This window comes from Pseudomonas syringae group sp. J254-4 (genome assembly GCF_032586855.1).
Classification (GTDB): domain Bacteria; phylum Pseudomonadota; class Gammaproteobacteria; order Pseudomonadales; family Pseudomonadaceae; genus Aquipseudomonas; species Aquipseudomonas amygdali.
Map to the genome: position 1 here is coordinate 611,820 of NZ_JAWHOO010000001.1, position 23,530 is coordinate 635,349.

The window sequence follows — 23,530 nt, forward strand, 5'->3', positions numbered from 1 at the left end:
GGGCCGGGTCAATCAGGCCTCGACGAGGCGGCCGTCTTCCAGACGCAGAACGCGGTCCATTTGTCTGGCGAGGCTCATGTCGTGGGTCACGATCAGAAACGCCGTGCGCGATGACGTGCTCAACTCACGCATCAGGTCCTGAATGCCCTGCGCGGTGTGGTGATCGAGGTTGCCGGTCGGCTCGTCAAGCATCACCAGACCTGGCTGATTGATCAAGGCACGAGCAATGGCCACACGCTGCCGCTCGCCACCGGAAAGCTCCGAAGGCTTGTGCGCCAGACGATGGCCGAGGCCGACACGTTCGAGCAACGCGGTGGAGCGTTTACGGGCCTCGGGTATCGCCGTACGGCCGATCAGCAAGGGCATGCAGACGTTTTCCAGCGCCGTGAATTCGGGCAGCAAATGGTGGAACTGGTAGACAAAACCCAACGCGCGGTTACGCAGCAGGCCACGCGCCTTTTCGCCCAGTGCCGACAATTCTTCGCCCGCCAGCCAGACACTGCCTTCGGAAGGTGTGTCCAGGCCGCCCAGAAGATTCAGCAAAGTACTTTTGCCCGACCCCGAACTGCCGACAATCGCGACCCGCTCACCGGGATGCAGCTCCAGTTGCAGACCGGACAACACCACGACCGACTCCGGGCCTTCCTCGTAGGATTTACCCAGGTTGCGGCAACTCAATACTGCTTTATCAGACATGCCCGACTCACTCATAACGTAACGCCTCCGCCGGCTGGGTGCGCGCAGCACGCCAGGCGGGATACAGGGTGGCGAGGAAACTCAGGACCAACGCCGCACCGCAGACCTGGAACACGTCCTGGGCCATCAGTTGCGAAGGCAGGTAATCAATGAAATAGACGTCGGCGTTGAGAAACTTGTGGCCGATCAGCCCTTCCAGCGCAGCGATGGCTGCACTGACGTTAAGCGCGGCAAGGATGCCCAGCGCCGCGCCGATCAGCGTGCCGACCACACCGATCACCGTGCCCTGCACCATGAAGATCGCCATGATCTGCCGCGGTGTCGCGCCCAGTGTGCGCAAAATGGCGATATCGCCCTTCTTGTCATTGACCACCATCACCAGCGTGGAAATGATGTTGAAGGCCGCAACGGCCACAATCAGCAGCAGCAACAGGCCAATCATGGCTTTTTCCATGCGGATGGCCTGATAGAGGTTGCCGTGAGTGCGTGTCCAGTCACGGGAATAGAAATTGTTTTCGCCCAGCTTCTGGGCGATTTCCCACGAGGTGCGCGGCGCTGCAAACAGATCATCGAACTTGAGCCGCAGGCCCTGCACCTGATTGGGCTTCCAGCGGTGCAGACGGGCCAGGTCATCGAGGTTGGTCAACCCCAGAAAGCCGTCGATTTCGCCAGCGCCGACATGAAAGATACCGGTCACTTCGAAACGCTTCATGCGCGGGAACATGCCGGCAGGCGTGACAGTTACCTCAGGCGCGACAAAGGTCAGCTTGTCGCCGACCACGACGCCCAGTTTGGCAGCCGCCTTGTCGCCGATCATGATGCCGAAACTGCCGGGAGACAGGCTGTCGAGCTGGCCCTGCTGGATGAAGTGGTCAATGATCGAGACCTTGCGCTCCTCGGCCGGGTCGATGCCATTGAGCAGCACCTTCTGAACCTTGCCGTCGTGGGTCAGCAAACCCTGCATCTGAGTGAATGGCGCAACGGCCAGCACCTGCGGGTTTTCCTGAACCTTCGCGGCCAGGCCACGCCAGTCGGTGATCGGGTCAGCCGACTCGATGGTCGCGTGTGGCACCATGCCGAGCACGCGGGTACGCATTTCGTGATCGAAGCCATTCATCACCGATAACACGACTATCATCACTACCACGCCGAGGGCGAGGCCGATCATGGACGTCAGGGAGATGAACGAAACAAAATGGTTGCGTCGCTTGGCACGTGTGTAGCGCGTGCCGATAAATACAAAAAGAGGTCTGAACATGTAGGAATTTGTTCGCAGGAATGAGGACGTCCATGTGGCGGGCCTTGACGTGCAGCTTTACACTCGAAACTCTCAGACCACCGCCGCTAGCTTGGGTTCGCCATGTCGACATTAGATGAAGCAGGACGCCGCGAATACTACCGTATCGACGACAGCGTCGCACTGGAAATTAACCCCCTGTCTGGTGCCGACCAGGCAAGTCAGGACGCCATGCAGGACACCTCGACACTGTTCGACCTGCTCAGCGAGCTACACGTCAGCGAGTTCGAATCACAGCATTTGATGCGCCAACTCGACGAGCGCGACCGGGTGCTGAACAGTTTTCTCAAGTCGTTGAGCAAGCGCATCGACCTGCTGGGCGAAGTGGTTGCACATACGGCACTGGGCAAACTGGGCGCTCCGCAACCGGTAAAGCTGTCCGAGGGCGGCATTCAATTCAATTCGCAACAAGGCTTTGCCGTGGGCGAACAGTTGTCGATCAAGATGGTGCTGATGCCCCAGGCTGCAGGGCTAATGCTGCGCGCGAGGGTCAGCCAGTGCGATGCACGGCCAGATGGCGGTTTTGACATCAGCACCGACTTCGTCAACCTGCCAGACGCTCAACGCCAATTGCTCGCACGTCACGTGCTGCAGCGTCAGGCTCAGCATCGACGTCAGGCCCTTGAACAGGGTCAGCCATCCGGCAATTGAGTTTCCGGGATGCTTGGTTTCACCTCATCATTTCATTTCAGCAGTGGGTGCCTTAACGGCCAGGAGTAAACGTGACCCTTATCTACGGCCACCGCGGCGCCAAGGGCGAAGCACCGGAAAACACCCTGGTCAGCTTCCAGGAATGCATCAAACACGGCGTGCGCCGCTGTGAACTGGACCTGCATCTGTCACTGGACGGAGAGTTGATGGTCATTCACGACCCGACCCTCAAGCGCACCACCGACCGACGCGGCAAGGTCAATGAGCATCTGGCCGCCGACCTGGTGACCTATGACGCGCGCAAAGGTGGCCCCGGCTGGGTCTCGCCCTGCCCTATTCCGCGCCTTGAAGAGTTGTTCGAGCAATGCGATTTCGAGCACTGGCAACTGGAAGTCAAAAGCGCTTCGCGCACCCGCGCCGCCAACACCGTGTTGGCCATTCGTGAAATGGCTCAGCGTCATGGCTTGCTCGACAAGGTCACCATCACCTCCAGCTCTCGTGAAGTGCTGCGCGCCGCCCTCGACCTGACGCCGGACATTTCGCGCGGGCTGGTGGCCGAGTACGCCTGGCTCGACCCGTTGAAGGTCGCGCAAAGCTACGGCTGTGAGATTCTGGCATTGAACTGGACACTGTGTACCCCGGAGCGCCTGCAGAAAGCACAGCGTCAGGGCCTGCATGTGTCTGTGTGGACAGTCAACGAGCCTGCACTGATGCGCAGACTCGCTGATTTCGGCGTCGACAGCCTGATTACAGACTTTCCCGGTTTGGCCACCGCCACGCTCGGGAGTCGCTGAAATCGGTCTCCCCGGCCGGCTCAGGCCACCGGCCGGAGTCGCTTAAAAAAGCCGGTTGAGACCGTCGTATGCCGCTACCCGATAGGCTTCGGCCATGGTCGGGTAGTTGAACGTGGTGTTGACGAAGTACTTCATGGTGTTCGCTTCACCCGGCTGGCTCATGATCGCCTGACCGATGTGCACGATCTCGGACGCCTGGTCACCGAAGCAATGCACGCCCAGCACTTCCAGCGTCTCGCGGTGGAACAGAATCTTCAGCATCCCGACCCGCTCGCCGGAAATCTGCGCACGGGCCATGCCCTTGAAGAACGCCTTGCCCACTTCGTACGGCACCTTGGCCTGGGTCAGCTCGTGCTCGTTCTTGCCGATCGAACTGATCTCCGGAATGGTATAGATCCCGGTCGGTACGTCGTTGACATAGCGCCAGCTGCCGTTGTCGACCATGCTGCCAGCCGCCGAGCGGCCCTGATCGTAGGCAGCGCTCGCCAGACTTGGCCAGCCGATAACGTCGCCTGCGCCATAGACATTGGAAACGCTGGTGCGATAGTTCTCGTCCACCTCGATCTGGCCACGACCGTTGGCCTTGAGACCAATGTTTTCCAGCCCCAGCTTGTCGGTGTTGCCGGTACGGCCATTGCACCACAGCAAGGCATCTGCCTTGATTTTCTTTCCGGACTTGAGGTGCAGGACAACGCCGTTATCCAGACCTTCGACCTTCTCGTATTCTTCGTTGTGGCGAACCATCACGTTGTTGTTGCTGAAGTGATAACTCAATGCCTGAGAGATTTCCGAATCCAGGAAGCTCAGCAACTGGTCACGGTTATCCACCAGCTCGACCAGAACACCCAGACCACTGAAGATCGAGGCATACTCACAGCCGATCACGCCCGCGCCATAAATGATCAGCTTACGCGGGGTGTGCCCCAGGCTGAGGATGGTGTCGCTGTCGTAGATGCGCTTGTGACTGAAATCGATGTCGGCCGGACGATAGGGGCGCGAACCGGTGGCGATGATGATCTGGTTGGCCACCAGCTTTTCCACCACACCGTTGGTGCAGACCACGTTGATGCTGGTCTCGTCGGCAAAACTGCCGGTGCCGAAGAACACATCGACACGGTTGCGGGCGTAGTAACTGGTGCGCGAGGCCACCTGCTTGGAAATGACCATTTCGGCGTTTTTCAACACATCCGGAAACGAAAACCAGCGCGGCTCGCCAATGGCCCGGAACATCGGATTGGTGTTGAACTGGATGATCTGCTTGACCGAGTGACGCAGAGCCTTGGACGGAATGGTGCCCAAATGGGTGCAGTTACCGCCCACTTGCCGACGGCTGTCGACCATGGCGACCTTGCGCCCCGCCTTGGCGGCGTTCATTGCCGCGCCTTCTCCGGCAGGGCCGGAACCCAGTACCACTACGTCGTAGTTGTAGACAGCCATGCGTACTCCTTTAAACAGACCGAGGCGCCACTCTGGCATCTCTGGCTAAATCACGCGGCGCAGTCTAGCGCTGCACCGAGGCGGCGAACATTAACCCTTGGTCGCGTCGAAGGCCAATTTTTGTCTGTGCAGAGTGGCAATTGACCGGAAGTTCCGGCCTCTTGACTTACCGCGGCTGCTCCACCGCCAGACGATCAAACGACGCGTTGCTGCGGATGATAAAGCGCTTATCGGCACGAATCACAAAAAAAGCAGGGATTTTATGTTCTTGCGCATAATTCCAGCCGCGCCGCGGGCCGAGAATCAACAGCAGTGAGGAGAGTCCGTCAGCCATCAGCGCCGAGGGATGAATGACCGTCACCGACGCCAGGCTGTGGCTGATCGGCTTACCGGTCAAGGCATCGAGCGTATCGGAAATGCGCCACCCGTCATGGTCGGCGTAACGACGATAGTCGCCCGACGTAGATATGGCGTAGCCCTTCAGCGGAAATACTTTTTGCGTGACATTGCCATCGTCGAGCGGCGCGTCCAGCGTCACCCTCCAGGGCGAACCGTCGGGCTTGAGCCCGCTGACTTTCAGTTCACCCGTGGCTTGCACCAGATAATCGTGCAACCCCAGCTTTTCCATGCGCTCGCTGATGCGATCTACCGCATAACCGGCGGCAATACTGTTGAGGTCCACTTGCACAGCGGCGCTTTTGCACAACTGCTGCCCGACGACACGCAGACCGCGATAGCCCACCGTCGCCCGAGTGCGGGCCAACTGGCGCACCAGCGGCATTTGCTCAAACAGTGCATGAGCGCCCAGCCCCCACAGGTCCATCAGCGGCTTCACCGTCAGGTCGAACGCACCATCACTGTCCCGTGACAGCTGCTCGCCAACACCGATCAGTTTCAAAACCGGTTCGGGCATGGTCTGGCAGCTATTGGCAGGCAATGCATTGAAAAGCTCGATATCCGAGTCACTGCGCCAAAGCGACATCTGTTGATCGACTTCGGCCAGAATCGATTCGATCTGCGGGCGCACGACCTCAGGTTCAGGCTGCCCGGAAGCGCGCACGTATACCACTGAATAGTGACTGCCCATGGCCGGCCCGCCAAAGCTCTCCAGCTTGCGTTCCTGACCGCAACCAGCACACGCCAGCAGCACCAGGCACCCTGCAGCCCTGCAAAACCCACGCAAACTCATGCCCCGCACTAAAAAAACCATTCAGAGTGACTTGCCTTCATTGGCAAACAAGACAGAAAACCGTCCATAGCGGCCCACTCGGACCGGGACCGGGCTTCACCCATACGAGGTCGACCAAAGTATTGAGTGGTCAGTGTCGGGCTTATGGTTCCCATACAGCATGTCTGTTCATCCGGTTTCATCTAGTTGATACGCCGTGCACGCATCGACCGGTCATACCTGTCAAGCGTCTGTTAAGTGATAGCAAATCGCCGAAACGGTTGTTTTTGAGCCCTGTTACACATACTGTTACAAATGTGCATCGCCAGTTGCACACACGTAATGGCGATGTAAACGGGATAACAACGACAACGGACTCCAAGCCGACGAGCCTGAGCGAGTAACTAAATGGCCTCCACAACAAGTAAGGGCAAAGCGATCTTTCGCGTTGTCAGCGGTAACTTCCTCGAGATGTTCGATTTCATGGTCTACGGCTTTTACGCCACGGCCATTGCCAAGACATTTTTCCCCTCCGACAGCGCATTCGCTTCGTTGATGCTGTCGCTGGCGACCTTCGGCGCAGGCTTCCTGATGCGACCCTTGGGCGCAATCTTTCTCGGTGCCTATATCGACCGTCACGGACGTCGCAAGGGCCTGATTATCACCCTCGCGATGATGGCAATGGGCACTTTGCTGATTGCCTGTGTGCCGGGCTACGCCACTCTGGGCGTTGTTGCACCGTTGCTGGTGCTGCTCGGTCGCCTGCTGCAAGGCTTCTCGGCTGGCGTCGAGCTGGGTGGTGTTTCGGTGTACCTCGCTGAAATCTCGACACCGGGTCGCAAAGGTTTCTTCGTCAGCTGGCAGTCCGCCAGTCAACAGGCTGCCGTGGTATTCGCCGGTTTGCTGGGTGTGGGTCTGAACCACTGGCTGAGCCCGGAGCAAATGGGTGAATGGGGCTGGCGCGTGCCGTTCCTGATCGGCTGCCTGATTGTGCCGGCGATCTTCATCATCCGCCGTTCGCTGGAAGAGTCACCGGAGTTCGAAGCCCGCACGCACCGCCCGACGCTGCGTGAAGTAGTGCGCTCCATCAGCCAGAACTTTGGCCTGGTGCTGGGCGGCATGGCGCTGGTGGTGATGACCACGGTGTCGTTCTACCTAATCACCGCCTATACCCCGACCTTCGGCAAGAACGAACTGAACCTGACCGACCTGGAAAGCTTGCTGGTAACCGTCTGCGTCGGCGTGTCCAACTTCATCTGGCTGCCAATCATGGGTTCGTTCTCGGATCGCATCGGTCGCAAGCCGCTGTTGATTGCAGCGACAGTGCTGGCCATCGCCACCGCCTACCCTGCTCTGTCGTGGCTGGTAGAGCACCCAAGCTTCAGCCACCTGCTGATGGTCGAGTTGTGGTTCTCGTTCCTGTACGGTTCCTACAACGGCGCAATGGTCGTGGCGCTGACCGAGATCATGCCGGTCGAAGTCCGCACCACCGGTTTCTCGCTGGCCTACAGCCTGGCAACGGCGACCTTCGGTGGCTTCACGCCAGCGGCCTGTACTTACCTGATCCACGTGCTGGGCAACAAGGCAGCGCCCGGTATCTGGCTGACGGGTGCCGCTGTGCTGGGTCTGGTTGCTACGCTGGTGCTGTTCCGCAAAGGCGGACAGAAGCTTGAAGCGCCTGGAGCACCTGGAGCACCTGCAACCGCCTGATTCATCGCTTGATCAATCAGATGGCTGTAACGGCTAAAAGCAAAACCCCGGCACGAGTTGATCTCGGCCGGGGTTTTGCTTTTTCAGACAGCGCGCCTCCAGGGTCGAAAGCCGAGCCAGAGCAGCACCCCAGGCAATTGCAACGCAATCATTAAACCCAGCGACCACTGATAGGCCTCAAGCGGATGACCGGCACCCTGCACAACCGGCCACAGGTTGAGCACCACACCCATCAGCCACTGGAGGAAAAACGCGAGCACAAACACCACCAGATTGAAGGAAGAGCTGACCCTGCCCGCCAGCTCCGGTGCAACCGATTGCGCCACAATGGCGTAATTCATGGTGGTCGACGTGCCGAAGAAGCTGAAGCCCATCGCAACAATATAAGGTGACACCGGTAGACCACTGGCCATCAGCATCTGGAAGCCGATGAAGATCACCATGCCAGCGCCACAGACCATGATCGGCTGTACACCGAACCTGCGCAGATAATCAGTGATCGTGCCGAACGTCAGGGACCCTGCCACCATCGCGATGGCGCCGAACAGCAGTACATTGGCCATGCCTGAATCGCTCAGCCCGGCCATGTCACGCAACCACGGTCCCATCCACAGCGACAGTACCGACATGTAGATGGCGTGCGAAAACACTGAATACAACGCCAGACGCCAGAACGTCCAGGAAGAGTAAAGTTTGCCGACTGCGGCAAACATATCGCTGTAGCGGGTGTTTCTGGTCTCGTAGGCTTTGGGAACACTGAGGTGTATGACCACGGCCACACAAAAGGTCAGCAGCGCCAGCGTCAGAAACGCTTCTCTCCAGGTCAGCCAGTTCAGCAACGTATGCAAAGGCGTGGTCGACGCCATCGCGCCCAGCCCGCCAATCGACAGCAGGCAGGCAGTACTCAGTGGCAAACGCTCGACCGGCAACCAGATGGCACATGCCTTGATCGCACTCATCAGCGAACCCGCCACGCCCAGACCAATCAGACCACGCCCGATCAACAACCCTGTCTCGGTGCTGGAAATACTGAAGATGACCGAACCGGCGACTGCAAACAACAGCATCGGCGCCTGCACGCTGCGCGGGCCGTAACGATCAAGCATGACGCCGAGGGGAATCTGTGCGGCAGCGAAGGTCAGAAAATACACGCCAGTCAACAACCCCAGGCTGCTCGCGGGCAAACTCAGGTCGGCCTGCAGATCGACATAGATCACCGCATTGACGGTACGAAACAGGTAGGAAACGAAATGCCCCAGACCAAAGGGGACGAAAATCGTCAGAAACAGAAAAAAGAAGCTGCTTTTGAGGTGTTGCTGCGATCCGTCCATGGCCGAACTGCTCATCCTTGGCTACTCCGTCATCCACAAGGGCTGTGCCTGACAGGTTCTCATGACACGCAACAAAACAAAACGGGCCGAAGCCTGCATGCGCAGGGTTCGGCCCGTTTATTTGCTGCCCGGTCAGACCGGGCAGTTCAAACGTTCAACATTTACTGCGGAAAGGCAGGCGGATTGACGTCTGCCATGTCTTCCATCACGCGAACAACCTGGTGGCTGTAGCCAAACTCGTTGTCGTACCAGACGTACAGCACAACGCGGTTATCGTTGACGATGGTGGCTTCGGCATCCACAACACCGGCGTGACGCGAGCCGACGAAGTCAGTGGACACCACTTCCTGCGAGTTCACAAAGTCGATCTGCTTGTGCAGGTCCGAGTGCAGCGCCATGTAGCGCAGGTACTCGTTCATTTCTTCGCGGGTGGTCGGCTTCTCGAGGTTGAGGTTGAGAATGGCCATGGACACGTTCGGCGTTGGAACGCGGATCGCGTTACCGGTCAGCTTTCCGGCCAGCTCAGGCAGCGCCTTCGCCGCAGCGGTGGCTGCTCCGGTTTCGGTGATGACCATGTTCAACGCGGCGCTGCGACCACGACGGTCACCCTTGTGGAAGTTGTCGATCAGGTTCTGGTCGTTGGTGTACGAGTGAACCGTTTCAACGTGACCATTGGTGATGCCGAACTTGTCGTTGACAGCCTTGAGCACCGGCACGATGGCGTTGGTGGTGCAGGATGCCGCGGACACGATTTTGTCATCCGCCGTGATTTCACCGTGGTTGATACCATGCACGATGTTCTTCAGCTTGCCTTTGCCCGGCGCGGTCAATACAACTCGGTCGACGCCAGGGCAGGCCAGATGCTGACCCAGACCGTCGGCATCACGCCATACACCGGTGTTGTCCACCAGCAGAGCGTCCTTGATACCGTATTGGGTGTAATCCACCTCGGACGGGTTCTTGGCGTAGATCACCTGAATCAGGTTGCCGTTGGCGGTGATGGTGCTGTTGGCTTCATCAATGGTGATGGTGCCATCGAACGGGCCATGTACCGAGTCACGACGCAGCAGGCTGGCACGCTTGACCAGATCGTTTTCCGCGCCTTTGCGGACCACGATGGCACGCAGGCGCAGACCGTCGCCACCACCGGTCTTCTCGATCAGGATCCGCGCCAGCAGGCGACCGATACGACCGAAACCGTAAAGCACGACATCGGTGCCCTTGCGCGGGCTAGTGCCCTGCTGACCCACTACACTGGCCAGTTCTTCACGTACGAACTGCTCGGGCGTGCGGCCGTTGCCTTCAGTCTTGAACTTCACGGCCAACTTGCCCAGGTCCACCGAAGCGGCACCCAGTTTGAGCTCGCTCATCGCTTTTACAAGCGGGAACGTCTCGTGTACGGACAACTCAACCGCATCGGACTGACGATGACGCGCAAAGCGGTGAGCTTTGAGAATCGCGATGACTGAACGGTTGATCAGGCTGCGGCCATAGATCGAACTCACCACATTATTATTGCGGTAGAGCTGACCGATGAGCGGGATCATCGCTTCGGCGAGAGCTTCACGATCGATCCATTCACCAAGACACTGGTCGGGCTTCTGAGTCACGGGAACCTTCCACATGTAGGGGCTGAAAAAAGGGGCTACATTATGACCGCGCCTTTGTTTATGAGCAATGCGCGACTGTCATATCAGTGGGCACTACATAATTTTCGCCCGTAAATACGCGGTAACACTCCGGAAAACTGACAGCCACCACCTTCCCCCGTTACAATCGCCGCCCCTGTTGCAACGCCTGGAGCCCGACCTTCCCGTGCCAGTTCTGCGTCTACCGCATCTTTCTGCCGCTGCAGGCAAACAACACTGGGGCAATCTTCCCGGTGCCGCACTGAGCCTGGCCATTGCCGAGGCCGCCAGCGCAGCCAAGCGCTTTACCCTGCTACTGACCGCCGACAGCCAGAGCGCCGAGCGGCTGGAGCAAGAGCTGAAGTTTTTCGCGCCCACGCTGCCGGTTCTGCACTTCCCGGACTGGGAAACCCTGCCCTACGACCTGTTTTCGCCGCACCAGGACATCATTTCCCAGCGCATCGCCAGCCTTTATCGCCTGCCGGAGCTGGAGCATGGCGTTTTGGTAGTACCGATCACGACCGCCCTACACAGACTCGCGCCGACCAAATTCCTGCTCGGCAGCAGCCTGGTGCTGGATGTCGGCCAGAAGCTTGATGTGGAGGCCATGCGCACGCGCCTGGAAGCCAGCGGCTATCGCTACGTGGACACGGTTTACGAGCACGGCGAGTTCACCGTGCGCGGCGCACTGATCGACCTGTTCCCGATGGGCAGCAAGCTGCCCTTCCGTATCGACCTGTTCGACGATGAAATCGAAACCCTGCGCACCTTCGATCCGGACACGCAACGCTCCATCGACAAGGTCGAGTCGGTGCGCTTGTTGCCTGCCCGCGAATTCCCGCTACAGAAAGAAGAAGTCACGCGCTTCAAGGCGCGTTTTCGCGAGCGCTTCGACGTGGACTTCCGGCGCAGCCCGATTTTCCAGGACTTGAGCAGCGGCATCACGCCCGCCGGTATCGAGTACTACATTCCATTGTTCTTCGAGGAAACCTCGACGCTGTTCGATTATCTGCCGCAGGACACTCAGGTGTTTTCCCTGCCGGGTATCGAGCAGGCCGCAGAGAATTTCTGGAACGACGTGCGCAACCGCTATGAAGAACGTCGCGTCGACCCTGCACGACCACTGCTGCCACCGGCCGAGCTGTTCCTGCCGGTGGAAGATTGCTTTGCACGCTTGAAAAACTGGCCGCGCGTGGTGGCCAGCCAGCAGGATGTCGATGCCGGAGCCGGGCGCGAACGCTTCCCGGCCCAGACCCTGCCGGACCTGTCCATTGAAGCCAAGGCCAGCCAGCCATTGGCGGCACTGTCGACATTTCTTGATGACTTCCCCGGTCGCGTGCTGTTTACCGCCGAGTCCGCCGGTCGCCGTGAAGTACTGCTGGAACTGCTTGAACGCCTGAAGCTGCGGCCGAAAACGGTCGACAGCTGGCAGGACTTCGTCGATGGCAAGGACAGGCTGGCAATCACCATCGCCCCGCTGGACGACGGCCTGCTGCTGGAGCAACCGGCACTGGCGCTGGTCGCTGAAAGCCCGCTGTTCGGCCAACGGGTCATGCAGCGCCGCCGCCGCGAAAAGCGCGCCGATGGCGGCAATAACGACGCCGTCATCAAGAACCTGACCGAACTGCGCGAAGGCGCGCCGGTGGTGCACATCGATCATGGCGTGGGCCGTTATCTCGGGCTCGCGACCCTGGAAGTCGAAAACCAGGTCGCCGAATTCCTGATGCTGGCCTACGCCGAGGACGCCAAGCTGTACGTCCCGGTCGCCAACCTGCACCTGATTGCCCGCTACACCGGCAGCGACGACGAGAGCGCGCCACTGCACCGCCTGGGCTCGGAAACCTGGCAGAAAGCCAAGCGCAAGGCGGCCGAACAGGTTCGCGACGTGGCTGCCGAGCTGCTGGATATCTACGCACGCCGGGCAGCCCGCGAGGGTTATGCCTTCGCCGACCCGAAAGCCGACTACGCCACTTTCAGCGCGGGCTTCCCGTTCGAAGAAACGCCGGATCAGCAGACCACCATCGAGGCCGTGCGCGCCGACATGCTGGCACCCAAACCGATGGATCGCCTGGTGTGTGGCGACGTGGGCTTCGGCAAGACCGAAGTGGCCATGCGCGCCGCCTTCATTGCCGTGCACGGCGGGCGTCAGGTGGCCATTCTGGTGCCGACCACCCTGCTCGCCCAGCAGCACTACAACAGCTTCCGCGACCGTTTCGCAGACTGGCCGGTGACCGTCGAAGTGATGAGCCGCTTCAAGTCGGCCAAGGAAGTCAGTGCCGCCGTTGCCGATCTGGCCGAGGGCAAGATCGACATCGTCATCGGTACGCACAAGCTGTTGCAGGATGACGTCAAGATCAAGAATCTCGGTCTGGTGATCATCGACGAAGAACACCGCTTCGGTGTCCGCCAGAAAGAACAGCTCAAGGCACTGCGCAGCGAGGTCGACATTCTGACCCTCACCGCAACGCCGATTCCGCGAACCCTGAACATGGCCGTGTCGGGCATGCGTGATCTGTCGATCATCGCCACGCCACCGGCGCGCAGGCTGTCGGTACGCACCTTCGTCATGGAGCAGAACAAGCCGACCATCAAGGAAGCCCTGCTGCGCGAGTTGCTGCGCGGCGGCCAGGTCTACTACCTGCACAACGACGTCAAAACCATCGAGAAATGCGCGGCGGATCTGGCCGAACTGGTGCCGGAAGCCCGTATCGGCATCGGCCACGGCCAGATGCGCGAGCGCGAACTCGAACAGGTGATGAGCGATTTCTACCACAAGCGCTTCAATGTGCTGATCGCCTCGACCATCATCGAGACCGGCATCGACGTGCCGAGCGCCAACACCATCATCATCGAGCGTGCCGACAAGTTCGGCCTGGCCCAGCTGCACCAGTTGCGCGGCCGCGTCGGACGCAGTCACCACCAGGCCTATGCCTACCTGCTGACCCCGCCGCGCAAGCAAATCACCCCCGACGCCGAAAAGCGTCTGGAAGCGATTGCCAACACCCAGGACCTGGGCGCGGGCTTTGTGCTCGCCACCAATGACCTGGAGATCCGAGGCGCAGGCGAACTGCTCGGGGACGGCCAGAGCGGTCAGATCCAGGCCGTGGGTTTTACCCTGTACATGGAAATGCTCGAGCGCGCGGTCAAGTCGATTCGCAAGGGCGAACAGCCCAATCTCGATCAACCGTTGGGCGGCGGACCGGAAATCAACCTGCGCGTACCGGCACTCATTCCGGAAGCCTACCTGCCGGATGTGCACACCCGCCTGATTCTCTACAAGCGCATCGCCAACGCAGCAGACGAAGAGGCGTTGAAAGACTTGCAGGTAGAAATGATCGACCGCTTCGGCCTGTTGCCGGAGCCGACCAAGAACCTGGTGCGCATCACGCTGCTCAAACTGCACGCCGAACAGCTGGGTATCAAGAAAATCGACGGCGGCCCGCAAGGTGGCCGCATCGAATTCGCGACCGAGACTCCGGTTGAGCCGCTGACCCTGATCAAGCTGATCCAGAGCCAGCCCAACCGTTACAAGTTCGAAGGTGCCACGCTGTTCAAATTCCTGGTCCCCATGGAGCGCCCGGAAGAGCGTTTCAATACCATCGAAGCGCTGCTTGAGCGCCTGACCCCGAAAACTGCTTGAAGGATTCACGCATGCGTCTGTTTCGTTCATTGATCCTGCTGCTGACGCTGATCGCGCCGACCGCGTTCGCCGATGGCTTGTATCAGGTCGAGATTTTACTGTTCCGCCAGAACGGCGAACCCGCCTCGACCCGTCAGCGTGTCCCGGAAAACTGGGACAAGGACGCGCAGAAGATCGCCGCGAACGATGAACGAAGCCCAGCCCTCAATGATCTGGCCAGCAAACTGCAGGGCAGCGGCAACTACCAGGTGCTGATGCAGCGCGCCTGGCAGCAGAGCATCGGCACCGAGCCAGGCAAGGTTGCCGTCACCAGTGGTGACGAGCGGCTCGGGCACTTCCCGATCGAGGGCACCGTGAGTCTGGCGATGGCACGCTTTACCGATATTGATGCACAATTCTGGGTCAACCAGCTGGACCCGCATGGCGTGGTCATCAGCAGTGAACGATTGAAGCAGACCGCCAGGGTAAAAAACGGTGAGCTGACCTATCTGGACAATGGCAACCTCGCGTTGCTGATCAAAGTTTCTCCTCTTTGATCTTTACGTACGCAAGGGACGCCAAGGCGCCCCCTTTCTTTTGAGCATCGCTGCGGCGTAGGGCCTTTTAAAACTTGTCGTCCATTCTCGAAAAAGTCCTGGCCTCGGCCTGGACAGACTTATTCAACGATCGAACGCTTGAGCGAGGGCTTGACTACGCCCGGCAAAAACGCATCGTGCTGGAAGACTCCAGCCCGCAGATCATCCGTACCGCATGCCGCGGCTCGGGTCTGGAAATCTACACCCAGACCCTGCTGTTCAAGGACCCGGATCGCTACAAGAACTACCTGACCTGCAAATGTACCTGCCCGGTCCGCAACGACTGTAAGCACTGTGTGGCCGCGCTGCATTTTCTCCAGGACCCGCAGAACCGGCCGCTGCTGCAAGCCGCGCTGGCTTCACACCAGCAGGAAATGGAAAAGCATGTCGAGCAAAAGCCGAAGCTGCCGGAACGCCTGATCGATAACCTGCAACCGCGGCCAAGACTGATTCTGGCAAGCATCGAGTTCAGCGCCTACGAGCCACGCAACGGGCGCATGCAGCGGCATATTCAGCACCGTGCTGCATTGGCCTTTGCCTACGGCAAGCATTACGCGGTCGGCACCACCAACGTCAGCATTCTGGTCAGTTCGCTGGGCAGCGACCTGGTGAATCAGAAAAGCGACATCATCGAGCACACCGACACCGAAACCCTGCGCATCCGTCGTCAGGGCGAACGGGAGCGGCAGTTGCGTCAGGAACTGGCCGATCTGGGCTTCAAGGTTGCCACCCGGCAGAGCAAGGCCCTGCCCGACAGTGCTGGTGACATGTACGAACTGCCCAATGACAAGGCCTGGCTGCATTTTGTCCTCGACGACCTGCCACGGCTGCGCGAGCAAGGCTGGGAAATCGACATTCAGGACGAGTTCGGCTTCGACGTTACCCCCGTGGAAGACTGGTATGCCGTCATCGACGAAGAGAACGAACGCGACTGGTTCGACCTGGAACTGGGCATCATCGTCAACGGCGAGCGCCTGAGCCTGTTGCCGATTCTGATCAACCTGATCCGCAGCCATCCCGAACTGATGAGCCCCTCGGCCGTGGCCAAGCGCGGCGACGAAGAACAACTGCTGGTGCAGCTCAACCACTTCACCCAGAGCGGCGGCAGCCCGGTGCAGATCGCCCTGCCCTACGGCAGGCTCAAGCCGGTACTGGCGACGCTGGGCGATTTCTACTGGCGGCAGGAGGGCAACAACGCGCTGCGCATGAGCAAGGCCGATGCAGCACGCCTGACCCAGCTTGAAGACCTGCCGCTGACTTGGCAGGGTGGCGACCGTCTGCGCCACTTCGCCGAACGCCTGATCAACATCAAGGACGCGCCGGTCAGCCTGCCCGATGGCCTTAATGCCACACTGCGCCCTTATCAGCTGGAAGGCCTGAGCTGGATGCAGTCGTTGCGCGAGCTGGAAGTCGGCGGCGTGCTGGCTGATGACATGGGGCTGGGCAAAACGCTGCAGACCCTGGCTCACCTGTTGATGGAAAAACAGGCCGGACGCCTCGACCGCCCCGCACTGGCCGTCATGCCCACCAGCCTGATTCCCAACTGGCTGGACGAGTCCGAGCACTTCACTCCGGACCTAAAGGTACTGGCCCTGTATGGCGCCAATCGTCATCAGGACGCTGGCAACCTGCAGGATTACGACCTGATCCTGACCACTTACGCATTGCTGCCACGGGACCTGGAACTGCTCGAAAAACAGCCCTTCCACGTGCTGATTCTCGATGAAGCGCAGTACATCAAGAACCCCAACAGCAAGGCCGCCCAGGCCGCACGCAACCTCAACGCACGTCAGCGCCTGTGCCTGAGCGGTACGCCACTGGAAAACCACCTGGGCGAGCTGTGGTCACTGTTCCACTTCCTGATGCCCGGCTGGCTGGGCAACAGCAAGGAATTCAACAGCAATTACCGCACCGCCATCGAAAAGCATGGCAACCAGGACCGCCTGCACCACCTCAATGCGCGTATCAAGCCGTTTCTGCTGCGCCGCACCAAGGAGCAAGTGGCCACCGAGCTGCCACCCAAGACCGAGATCATCCACTGGGTCGACCTTAACGATGCCCAGCGCGACGTGTACGAAACCGTACGCCTGGCGATGGACAAGAAGGTCAGGGACGAAATCACCCGCAAAGGCGTGGCGCGTAGCCAGATCATCATTCTTGAAGCGCTGCTCAAGCTGCGTCAGGTGTGCTGCGACCTGCGGCTGGTCAATCAGGACATGCCGGTCAACAGCAAACAAGGCACTTCAGGCAAGCTCAACAGCCTGATGGAGATGTTCGAAGAACTGCTGGCTGAAGGCCGCAAGATTCTGTTGTTCTCGCAGTTCACGTCGATGCTGAGCCTGATCGAAGAAGAGCTCAAGCAACGCGGCATCGCTTACGCGCTGCTGACCGGATCGACCCGCGATCGACGCACGCCGATTCATGACTTCCAGAGCGGCAAGCTGCCGATCTTCCTGATCAGCCTGAAAGCCGGCGGCACCGGCCTCAACCTGACTGCCGCCGATACCGTGATCCACTATGACCCGTGGTGGAACCCGGCAGCCGAAAACCAGGCGACCGACCGTGCTTATCGTATCGGTCAGGACAAGCCGGTATTCGTCTACAAGATGATCGCGCGCGGCACTGTGGAAGAGAAAATCCAGCGCCTGCAACGGGAAAAGTCAGCGCTGGCAGCCGGTGTGCTTGATGGCCGTACAACCGGCGACTGGAAACTGCGCGACGAAGACCTGCAGGCCCTGTTCGCCCCGCTTCCCGCAGCCCCGAAGAAAACCCGCAAGTAAACCCGTCCGGCGCTATTCGACAGCAACATGCTGAAGGATCTGCGCCGTGGACAGGACCGTCGCGTATTGGCCAGCGACATCGCGTGCACGTCTTCGGCACTGCGCGGCGTGCCGAAGAAGTCTGCTTGATCAAAGGTAAAGCAGGCGTCATGCGCCACCAGCACGTCAAAGCCAAGATTGCCGCCACTGCGCGCGGTGGACTCGACGGAATTGTTGGTGATCACGCCGACAATCACCACCTGCCCGATCCCGTCCGAGCGTAACCACATCTCCAGAAACGACCCGCAAAACGCGTCAGGCACCTGCTTGCTCAACTCCCGCTCATCGGCGTGCGGCAAGAACGCTGGCTGGTACTCGACCCCCGACTGCTCGGGCCAGAACACTGATTGCGGCGACGTCGAGAAATGCCGGACGTGGATCACCGGACGCCCGGATTGTCGCCAGGCACTCAGCAGCGCGCCTATATTCGCCTCGGCCTGCGGATTGTTACGCCGCCCCAACTTGGGGTGATTGATGCCCTGCTGCATGTCGATCAGGATCAGCGCGCTGTTGCCTTGAATATCCATGATGAATCAGTCCGAACTTTTGGTTCAGCAAGACTATCGCAATCAAGGTCTATTCTGGTCGCAATCGTCGATAGGCTCAGGCCTGTCCGAGACCTGCCCCCAAGGAGAACATCATGATCGAACACCTTAAACTCGCCGGCAAAGTAGCGCTCGTGCAGGGCGGCTCACGTGGTATCGGCGCAGCCATTGTCCAGCGATTGGCCAAAGAAGGCGCCGCCGTGGCGTTTACCTATGTCAGCTCCGAGGTCAACGCTCTGGAGATTCAGGACAGCATCGTCGCCAACGGCGGCCGGGCCCTGGCCATTCGCGCCGACAGCGCCGACGAAAAAGCCATCCGCCGGGCCGTACAGACCACTGCCGAGACCCTTGGCAGGCTGGATATTCTGGTCAACAACGCCGGCATTCTGGCCATTGCGCCGCTCAATGAATTCAGCATGCAGGACTTCGACAAAACTCTGGCAATCAACGTGCGTAGCGTGTTCATAGCCAGCCAGGAAGCCGCCCGGTATATGGAAGAAGGCAGTCGCATCATCAACATTGGCAGCACCAACGCCGACCGCATGCCATTTGCTGGCGGAGCAACCTACGCCATGAGCAAATCGGCGCTGATCGGCCTCACCAAAGGCATGGCCCGCGACCTCGGCCCCCAGGGCATCACCGTCAACAACGTCCAGCCCGGCCCGGTGGATACCGACATGAACCCGGCACAGGGCGAATTCGCCGAAACCCTGAAAGCACTGATGGCCTTGCCCCGCTACGGCACAAGCGAAGAAATCGCCAGCTTCGTTGCCTACCTGGCAGGCCCGGAAGCAGGCTACATAACCGGTGCCAGCCTGACCATCGACGGCGGCTTCAGCGCCTGAACTTAACGAGACGAGCGGCGCTGCGCCTCAGCGCCGCACCGCCTTCTCGGGCTTTTCAGTGGCGCATAAGCGTTTATTTGCTTAACCGCATGAAAAATCTGAAAAAAAGTTTTGCGTTAGGAAAAGGTTTCGACTACATTAGCGCGCCTCGACAGACACAACGTTGTCGTCGAGATACGGTGAGGTGTCCGAGTGGCTTAAGGAGCACGCCTGGAAAGTGTGTATACAAGAAATTGTATCGAGGGTTCGAATCCCTCCTTCACCGCCATATTAAGAAAACCCTGTGAATTCAGTTACTTAGAGTTCACGGGGTTTTTTGTTTGTACTACTCACAGTGCTGCAAGTTCTCGCCGGTCAGCGCTTCCCCTCCCCCGATGGCTGGGGATGTACATACATTCTCGACGCCCGCACACCCTTCTCCAAGCCCGCCAGCTTCTCAGCCTGACTACTCGCCAGCCCGTCGCACTTTCTGCACAGGACAAGATTCTGTGGGTGCTCATGAAAGATCGGCACGACTACTTCACCGGCGAAGGCAAGCTGTGGTTCGACAATCAGAACCACATCGCCAGCGCGTGTGCTTGCAGCCTTACTGTTGCAAAGGCGTTCATCAAGAAATTGCGTGAGCATGGATACCTGACCATCGAGAAGTGCCGTATTCATGGCTGCGCATATTCCAACTCGATGACAATCACTCGCGACCTTATTCTGGCGTCCATGTCGCCGCTGGAGGCCATCCCTAAGCCTGTAGCGGTCACGCCAAACCCAAGAGGCGAACGTGTGCCTGAGTACACCCCTGCTCCCTTGCCAAAAGCGGCGCAGATGGCACCGGCGCCCAGCGTTATCGCGTACGACGAACACTTCGAAGATTAGCCGGAATGGATGAGAGACGTAGCCTAAATTCGATCTCGCCATGGTCGGAAATCGTCTATCCGGCGTAGACGGAATTCGACCGGTAGTAAGACCGATATTCAATAAGACAGATGTAGAAAGACAAAAGCATTAGAGGGTTTGCACTCAGCGTCGCTCATCTTGCTGATTCAAGCTGACGCGGTAACTTTTAAACTTTTCGCCGTCGGTGTACTGCTTGCTGTAATAATTGTAAACAGCGCCTTTTACATCAATACCCACTCCATTCTGAGTATCGCGAATTACGACATCTTGCACACTACTGTCCGTAATCATAAAAGAAGACTGCTTGTTTAGCTGCTTTAAAATCTCCTGATCTGTTCCTTGGATCTGATTGTCGATATAGAATCTCAGAGTATCCAAATCAGTAGCAGGTGCACCGTAGCGAGTTACGTATACCCACGCCCCGCCCTTAACCTCCTGCTTAATAACAAGCTCATCAGCATCTGCAATGCCACCGACCACCGAATCAAGAATGTAATCAATAACTAAAAGACCTAACAGGCACCAGAACAGAATCTTGTACACATTACGCGACTTAGTATCCTTTTGACTTTGCATATTCAATACCTTGTTCTATCCAATATTGGTCAGTTGGATCATCGCCATACGGCGCACGCCAGTACCACTTCCCCCAATCCACCTTGGTGCTCTGTGTGCCTGAACGCTTCTGAGCAAACCCCGCAGCCCTCAGCAGAATCTGATCAGGCAGCTGACCAGCTCTGCCCACGGCGCCGTAGTGAAAATTGCCGAAATCTTCCCACGCATGATTCTGCTGCTTATAGTCCCATGGACCATGATTACGTACTTTGTAATAAAACCAACTCATGAATGCACCGACAGCGGGGTCCTTCTTCCACTGATCGTTCGCAAGCTTCATGTGCACATCGACACTAACGCCGGGAGGTATCGCTTCTGGCATTTCATAGTTCATGGCTTGCTCTCTTCCAAACGCGCACAGGATCAGGCGTAAATTTTATTGCTGATGGCATCCCAGCCACCCGCAATTTGCCCTGCGCTTTGCCCAGTCTTCCGACTTTGTTTGGAGTAGATTAATTTGATGCGGCCATAATTTAACGCAATCAGCTCACTCGGAAACGCATTAGACTGATCGCCATTGCCCGTTAAAGCGAAAGAGCTAATTATAACTTCCTCAAGCACTATCTCAAGGTATTTAACTTTCGGATCGCCAGCCCTAAATATATGAACCGACACCTGCTTAAAATGTTTTCCACTACAGCAAGCCTCATGAAGTTTGGGGGTAGCGTTATCTACAGGTTTGCGGACAAGCAAATCACTTAAGTAAGCGCGACCAGAAGTTGCACCGCCAGCGGACGTAGCTGTAGCGGACGCTGTCTGACTGGCCGAGAGGTCGAAATCCTGTAGCTCAATCCAGTTTTCGTAACCTTCGGAGAGCGTTTCTCCGGGAATACCTTCGATTTGTAGGTAGGCTTCAAATGACATACTTAATTCCTTTTAAGGTTTTCGCAAGGGCTAGCATGATACTAAGATTCCCGCGCTGACGGAACAGGGAGGTCGTTTTCCCTGTTTTCCAATTCCCATGCTGCATGCTCGCGCTACATTCGACGGCGATTGACTGTGCTGACTGGAAATATCGTTGGGGTCGGGTCAGCTTCAGCGCTGCTAAACAGAGCGCACGGGGGGGGGCAGTCGAGCACAGCTTAATGATAGTGCGGTGCTTCCGATCCCGATTCAGATTCAGATTGTTCAGCGTACGAACTGGCAGTCTTCAGAAATAGGCGTCTTGGCAATGTCGCCCCTGCCGGTGCAGGCCAGAGTAATGCGACTACCCTTTTGCAACTGAGCTATAGTAGGGTCTTTTGCATCTTCAAATGAAAACTGGGGTTCCATGAATTGATTGACTCCACCTTGCAGCGTTACGTAAGGACGACCCCGGAAATCTGTTGGGACAGAGCAGAAATTAAGGGTGGCAATGCCAAGGACGTAGGCTACGGCTCTCCAGCCGGTGGCATTTAGCCTCCCAAGGAGAGTTCGATGGGCGTTTTTTTAATCGGTTATGACTTGATATCTCCAGAAAATGACTACTCGGCAATTATTTCTAATATTAAGAGATCCACAACGACAGCCACTTCCCTTGAGCCCAGATGTAGGTGATGTCACCAGACCCGATTCGGCACCGGCACATCAAACTCTCGACTCAAGATGTTCGGAATATAAGACCGCTCAACCGTCGCTGGTTTGTAGGCGTGTGATTCAGGCTGTTCGCTGACCAACTCCAGTTCCCGCATCAGGCCTCGCACCTTGAACCGTCCAATTTGCTCGCCGTCTTCCAGCATCATCGACACGATGATGCGGCGTGAAGATGCGACCGTGTGACCGCATCTTCACAGGCATGTACAGGCTTGAAGCACATGTTATTTTTACCGCATATCGCGTGTATTGTAAAAACTCAACCTTCGCCGCCACCGCCGCACGAAATCAGTTCAATAAGTCCCATTTGATACCATTTATTCTGGCAACTCCACCCGTGTTCAAATGTAAACGCACTTGCAGTGCCGCTGAATGCAACGCCCAATGCGAGCGCCAAGGCGATTCCAATATTTCGCGAACGCACTTTCTTCATGTTGTCTTTCATAAATGCTCCATAGTTTTAGCAGGTAATGCGAGCCTGTAAAGGCCGCATGAACGTCACAATACCCCACCGACTTTAGCGCTTTATTGTCGGCACTCAAGGTACACTGCCGCGGCCCTAAACCGTGACCAGGCAAACAGCGACCCTAAGTCAGCTGCATGATTTTTGATTTAGAGATGCGCTTCTCTATGGCACATTTGAGTACTGAAACCTAATACGATCAATAGCACAAATGGGCTAATAGCCTCATGCCACAAGGTCAGGCAGCACACGCGCCCACAAGCTTTTCTAATTGTCAGATCCTGTTCCTGCCGTCCTGGCTGCACCGCTTTGCGGATTTCGAAGATGACGTACTACGGCCCCGATGGATCGTTTATTTGCAGGGTGTATGCCCAATTTCGTAGCCCCTTGGTCTGGCTCACTTTGCACTTCGGTGAATCAGACCAAGGATCAATGCTGGCAGCTGCTTGGGCAGCCGATAACGGATCGGACAGAACGTGCGTGGTCGCTGGCTGGTCGGATCAATAATCGGTTCGCCGGCAGGATGTTTCTCCACGCTGTATTTGCGCGAAAAGCAGTGATATGAAAACGTGACGTGCACCGCCAAAGTTTCCTGGCCAGCCTACTGACGATTTCGAAGAAAAACGACATGTTCAAAAGAGTCGACCAAAAGCTGTCGGCCAGATGTGTCCAAGAAATTGTTGACGACTTAAAAAGCGCTCAGGTGCATCCGACTAAAACGTCCAAGATTGCACTAATTTAGACATCCTTTTCCTTTCTAGTCCTATATCGGATAGGTTCGAACCGCTGCTGCACCTCCATACTAGACACAGGCCGGGGGGGGGACGGGGGGGGGGGGGGGGCCGGGAGGCGG

Annotated in this window: 18 protein-coding genes, 1 tRNA gene and 2 pseudogenes; 9 read left to right on the forward strand and 12 right to left on the reverse strand. The window is 58.0% G+C overall.

The window, feature by feature from the left end; translation table 11 throughout:
* Positions 1-12: 12 nt before the first annotated feature.
* Positions 13-696 (reverse strand): lipoprotein-releasing ABC transporter ATP-binding protein LolD, encoded by a 684-nt coding sequence (gene lolD, locus RYB09_RS02710; protein ID WP_011168252.1) that lies wholly within the window; start codon positions 694-696, stop codon positions 13-15.
* 7 nt (positions 697-703) lie between these two features.
* Entirely contained in the window at positions 704-1,954 is a 1,251-nt protein-coding gene (locus RYB09_RS02715; protein ID WP_230018137.1) for a lipoprotein-releasing ABC transporter permease subunit, read from the reverse strand.
* A gap of 102 nt (positions 1,955-2,056) precedes the next feature.
* On the opposite strand from RYB09_RS02715, the gene RYB09_RS02720 reads away from it, so the two are divergent.
* Both RYB09_RS02720 and RYB09_RS02725 read left to right on the forward strand, forming a co-directional pair.
* On the forward strand, positions 2,057-2,644 hold the full coding sequence (locus tag RYB09_RS02720) for a PilZ domain-containing protein (protein WP_058409714.1): 588 nt from the start codon (positions 2,057-2,059) through the stop codon (positions 2,642-2,644).
* Positions 2,645-2,715: 71 nt separating this feature from the next.
* Positions 2,716-3,438 (forward strand): glycerophosphodiester phosphodiesterase, encoded by a 723-nt coding sequence (locus tag RYB09_RS02725; protein WP_010203821.1) that lies wholly within the window; start codon positions 2,716-2,718, stop codon positions 3,436-3,438.
* A 42-nt stretch (positions 3,439-3,480) separates the two neighbouring features.
* Here the strand turns inward: RYB09_RS02725 and sthA are convergent, their stop codons facing one another.
* On the reverse strand, positions 3,481-4,875 hold the full coding sequence (gene sthA / locus RYB09_RS02730; RefSeq protein WP_002552886.1) for a Si-specific NAD(P)(+) transhydrogenase: 1,395 nt from the start codon (positions 4,873-4,875) through the stop codon (positions 3,481-3,483).
* A 166-nt stretch (positions 4,876-5,041) separates the two neighbouring features.
* The gene (locus RYB09_RS02735; RefSeq protein WP_193601243.1) at positions 5,042-6,064 is read right to left on the reverse strand and encodes an FAD:protein FMN transferase; all 1,023 of its coding nucleotides are present in this window, start codon (positions 6,062-6,064) and stop codon (positions 5,042-5,044) included.
* 387 nt (positions 6,065-6,451) lie between these two features.
* Between RYB09_RS02735 and RYB09_RS02740 the strand changes: the two genes are divergently transcribed.
* On the forward strand, positions 6,452-7,753 hold the full coding sequence (locus tag RYB09_RS02740; RefSeq protein WP_316887413.1) for an MFS transporter: 1,302 nt from the start codon (positions 6,452-6,454) through the stop codon (positions 7,751-7,753).
* Between the two features lie 83 nt (positions 7,754-7,836).
* Here RYB09_RS02740 and RYB09_RS02745 read toward each other — a convergent pair whose 3' ends face one another.
* The gene (locus RYB09_RS02745) at positions 7,837-9,099 is read right to left on the reverse strand and encodes an MFS transporter (protein ID WP_122280303.1); all 1,263 of its coding nucleotides are present in this window, start codon (positions 9,097-9,099) and stop codon (positions 7,837-7,839) included.
* Positions 9,100-9,245: 146 nt separating this feature from the next.
* On the reverse strand, positions 9,246-10,709 hold the full coding sequence (locus RYB09_RS02750) for a glyceraldehyde-3-phosphate dehydrogenase (protein WP_005734450.1): 1,464 nt from the start codon (positions 10,707-10,709) through the stop codon (positions 9,246-9,248).
* A 190-nt stretch (positions 10,710-10,899) separates the two neighbouring features.
* Here RYB09_RS02750 and mfd point away from each other — a divergent pair, with 190 nt between their 5' ends.
* The 3 genes from mfd to RYB09_RS02765 all read left to right on the forward strand — a co-directional run bounded on the left by mfd (position 10,900) and on the right by RYB09_RS02765 (position 17,707).
* Entirely contained in the window at positions 10,900-14,352 is a 3,453-nt protein-coding gene (gene mfd, locus RYB09_RS02755; RefSeq protein ID WP_058409718.1) for a transcription-repair coupling factor, read from the forward strand.
* Positions 14,353-14,363: 11 nt separating this feature from the next.
* Entirely contained in the window at positions 14,364-14,888 is a 525-nt protein-coding gene (locus RYB09_RS02760) for a CsiV family protein (RefSeq protein ID WP_058402026.1), read from the forward strand.
* Positions 14,889-14,962: 74 nt separating this feature from the next.
* Entirely contained in the window at positions 14,963-17,707 is a 2,745-nt protein-coding gene (locus RYB09_RS02765; RefSeq protein WP_057401581.1) for a DEAD/DEAH box helicase, read from the forward strand.
* 12 nt (positions 17,708-17,719) lie between these two features.
* Here the strand turns inward: RYB09_RS02765 and RYB09_RS02770 are convergent.
* Positions 17,720-18,273: pseudogene (locus RYB09_RS02770) on the reverse strand (cysteine hydrolase family protein).
* 113 nt (positions 18,274-18,386) lie between these two features.
* Between RYB09_RS02770 and RYB09_RS02775 the strand changes: the two are divergent.
* From RYB09_RS02775 to RYB09_RS02785, 3 genes are all read left to right on the forward strand, one after another.
* Entirely contained in the window at positions 18,387-19,136 is a 750-nt protein-coding gene (locus RYB09_RS02775; protein WP_058402024.1) for a 3-oxoacyl-ACP reductase family protein, read from the forward strand.
* A 178-nt stretch (positions 19,137-19,314) separates the two neighbouring features.
* Positions 19,315-19,404: transfer RNA gene (locus RYB09_RS02780), tRNA-Ser, on the forward strand.
* 116 nt (positions 19,405-19,520) lie between these two features.
* Positions 19,521-20,006, forward strand: coding sequence for a helix-turn-helix domain-containing protein (locus RYB09_RS02785; protein WP_233424608.1), 486 nt, complete (start codon positions 19,521-19,523; stop codon positions 20,004-20,006).
* Between the two features lie 144 nt (positions 20,007-20,150).
* Here the strand turns inward: RYB09_RS02785 and RYB09_RS02790 are convergent, their stop codons facing one another.
* The 5 genes and pseudogenes from RYB09_RS02790 to RYB09_RS02810 all read right to left on the reverse strand — a co-directional run bounded on the left by RYB09_RS02790 (position 20,151) and on the right by RYB09_RS02810 (position 22,659).
* Positions 20,151-20,603: a hypothetical protein gene (locus tag RYB09_RS02790; RefSeq protein ID WP_004667489.1), complete on the reverse strand. Its 453-nt coding sequence runs from the start codon at positions 20,601-20,603 to the stop codon at positions 20,151-20,153.
* Entirely contained in the window at positions 20,581-20,976 is a 396-nt protein-coding gene (locus tag RYB09_RS02795; RefSeq protein ID WP_004659794.1) for a polymorphic toxin type 44 domain-containing protein, read from the reverse strand. Before RYB09_RS02795 ends, RYB09_RS02790 begins: the two co-directional genes overlap by 23 nt.
* Positions 20,977-21,005: 29 nt before the next feature.
* Positions 21,006-21,506 (reverse strand): Hcp family type VI secretion system effector, encoded by a 501-nt coding sequence (locus RYB09_RS02800; protein ID WP_057401578.1) that lies wholly within the window; start codon positions 21,504-21,506, stop codon positions 21,006-21,008.
* A gap of 643 nt (positions 21,507-22,149) precedes the next feature.
* Positions 22,150-22,372 (reverse strand): annotated as a pseudogene (locus RYB09_RS02805) (IS3 family transposase); the annotation flags it as partial.
* Positions 22,373-22,473: 101 nt separating this feature from the next.
* Positions 22,474-22,659 (reverse strand): hypothetical protein, encoded by a 186-nt coding sequence (locus tag RYB09_RS02810; protein WP_004664555.1) that lies wholly within the window; start codon positions 22,657-22,659, stop codon positions 22,474-22,476.
* Positions 22,660-23,530 lie beyond the last annotated feature (871 nt).

Bases quoted from the DNA above. Each gene is read 5' to 3' on its own strand.
- lolD (WP_011168252.1), bottom strand. From the start codon at position 696: ATGTCTGATAAAGCAGTATTGAGTTGCCGCAACCTGGGTAAATCCTAC.
- RYB09_RS02715 (WP_230018137.1), bottom strand. From the start codon at position 1,954: ATGTTCAGACCTCTTTTTGTATTTATCGGCACGCGCTACACACGTGCC.
- RYB09_RS02720 (WP_058409714.1), top strand. From the start codon at position 2,057: ATGTCGACATTAGATGAAGCAGGACGCCGCGAATACTACCGTATCGAC.
- sthA (WP_002552886.1), bottom strand. From the start codon at position 4,875: ATGGCTGTCTACAACTACGACGTAGTGGTACTGGGTTCCGGCCCTGCC.
- RYB09_RS02735 (WP_193601243.1), bottom strand. From the start codon at position 6,064: ATGAGTTTGCGTGGGTTTTGCAGGGCTGCAGGGTGCCTGGTGCTGCTG.
- RYB09_RS02740 (WP_316887413.1), top strand. From the start codon at position 6,452: ATGGCCTCCACAACAAGTAAGGGCAAAGCGATCTTTCGCGTTGTCAGC.
- RYB09_RS02745 (WP_122280303.1), bottom strand. From the start codon at position 9,099: ATGAGCAGTTCGGCCATGGACGGATCGCAGCAACACCTCAAAAGCAGC.
- RYB09_RS02750 (WP_005734450.1), bottom strand. From the start codon at position 10,709: ATGTGGAAGGTTCCCGTGACTCAGAAGCCCGACCAGTGTCTTGGTGAA.
- RYB09_RS02760 (WP_058402026.1), top strand. From the start codon at position 14,364: ATGCGTCTGTTTCGTTCATTGATCCTGCTGCTGACGCTGATCGCGCCG.
- RYB09_RS02775 (WP_058402024.1), top strand. From the start codon at position 18,387: ATGATCGAACACCTTAAACTCGCCGGCAAAGTAGCGCTCGTGCAGGGC.
- RYB09_RS02785 (WP_233424608.1), top strand. From the start codon at position 19,521: ATGTACATACATTCTCGACGCCCGCACACCCTTCTCCAAGCCCGCCAG.
- RYB09_RS02790 (WP_004667489.1), bottom strand. From the start codon at position 20,603: ATGCAAAGTCAAAAGGATACTAAGTCGCGTAATGTGTACAAGATTCTG.
- RYB09_RS02795 (WP_004659794.1), bottom strand. From the start codon at position 20,976: ATGAACTATGAAATGCCAGAAGCGATACCTCCCGGCGTTAGTGTCGAT.
- RYB09_RS02800 (WP_057401578.1), bottom strand. From the start codon at position 21,506: ATGTCATTTGAAGCCTACCTACAAATCGAAGGTATTCCCGGAGAAACG.
- RYB09_RS02810 (WP_004664555.1), bottom strand. From the start codon at position 22,659: ATGAAAGACAACATGAAGAAAGTGCGTTCGCGAAATATTGGAATCGCC.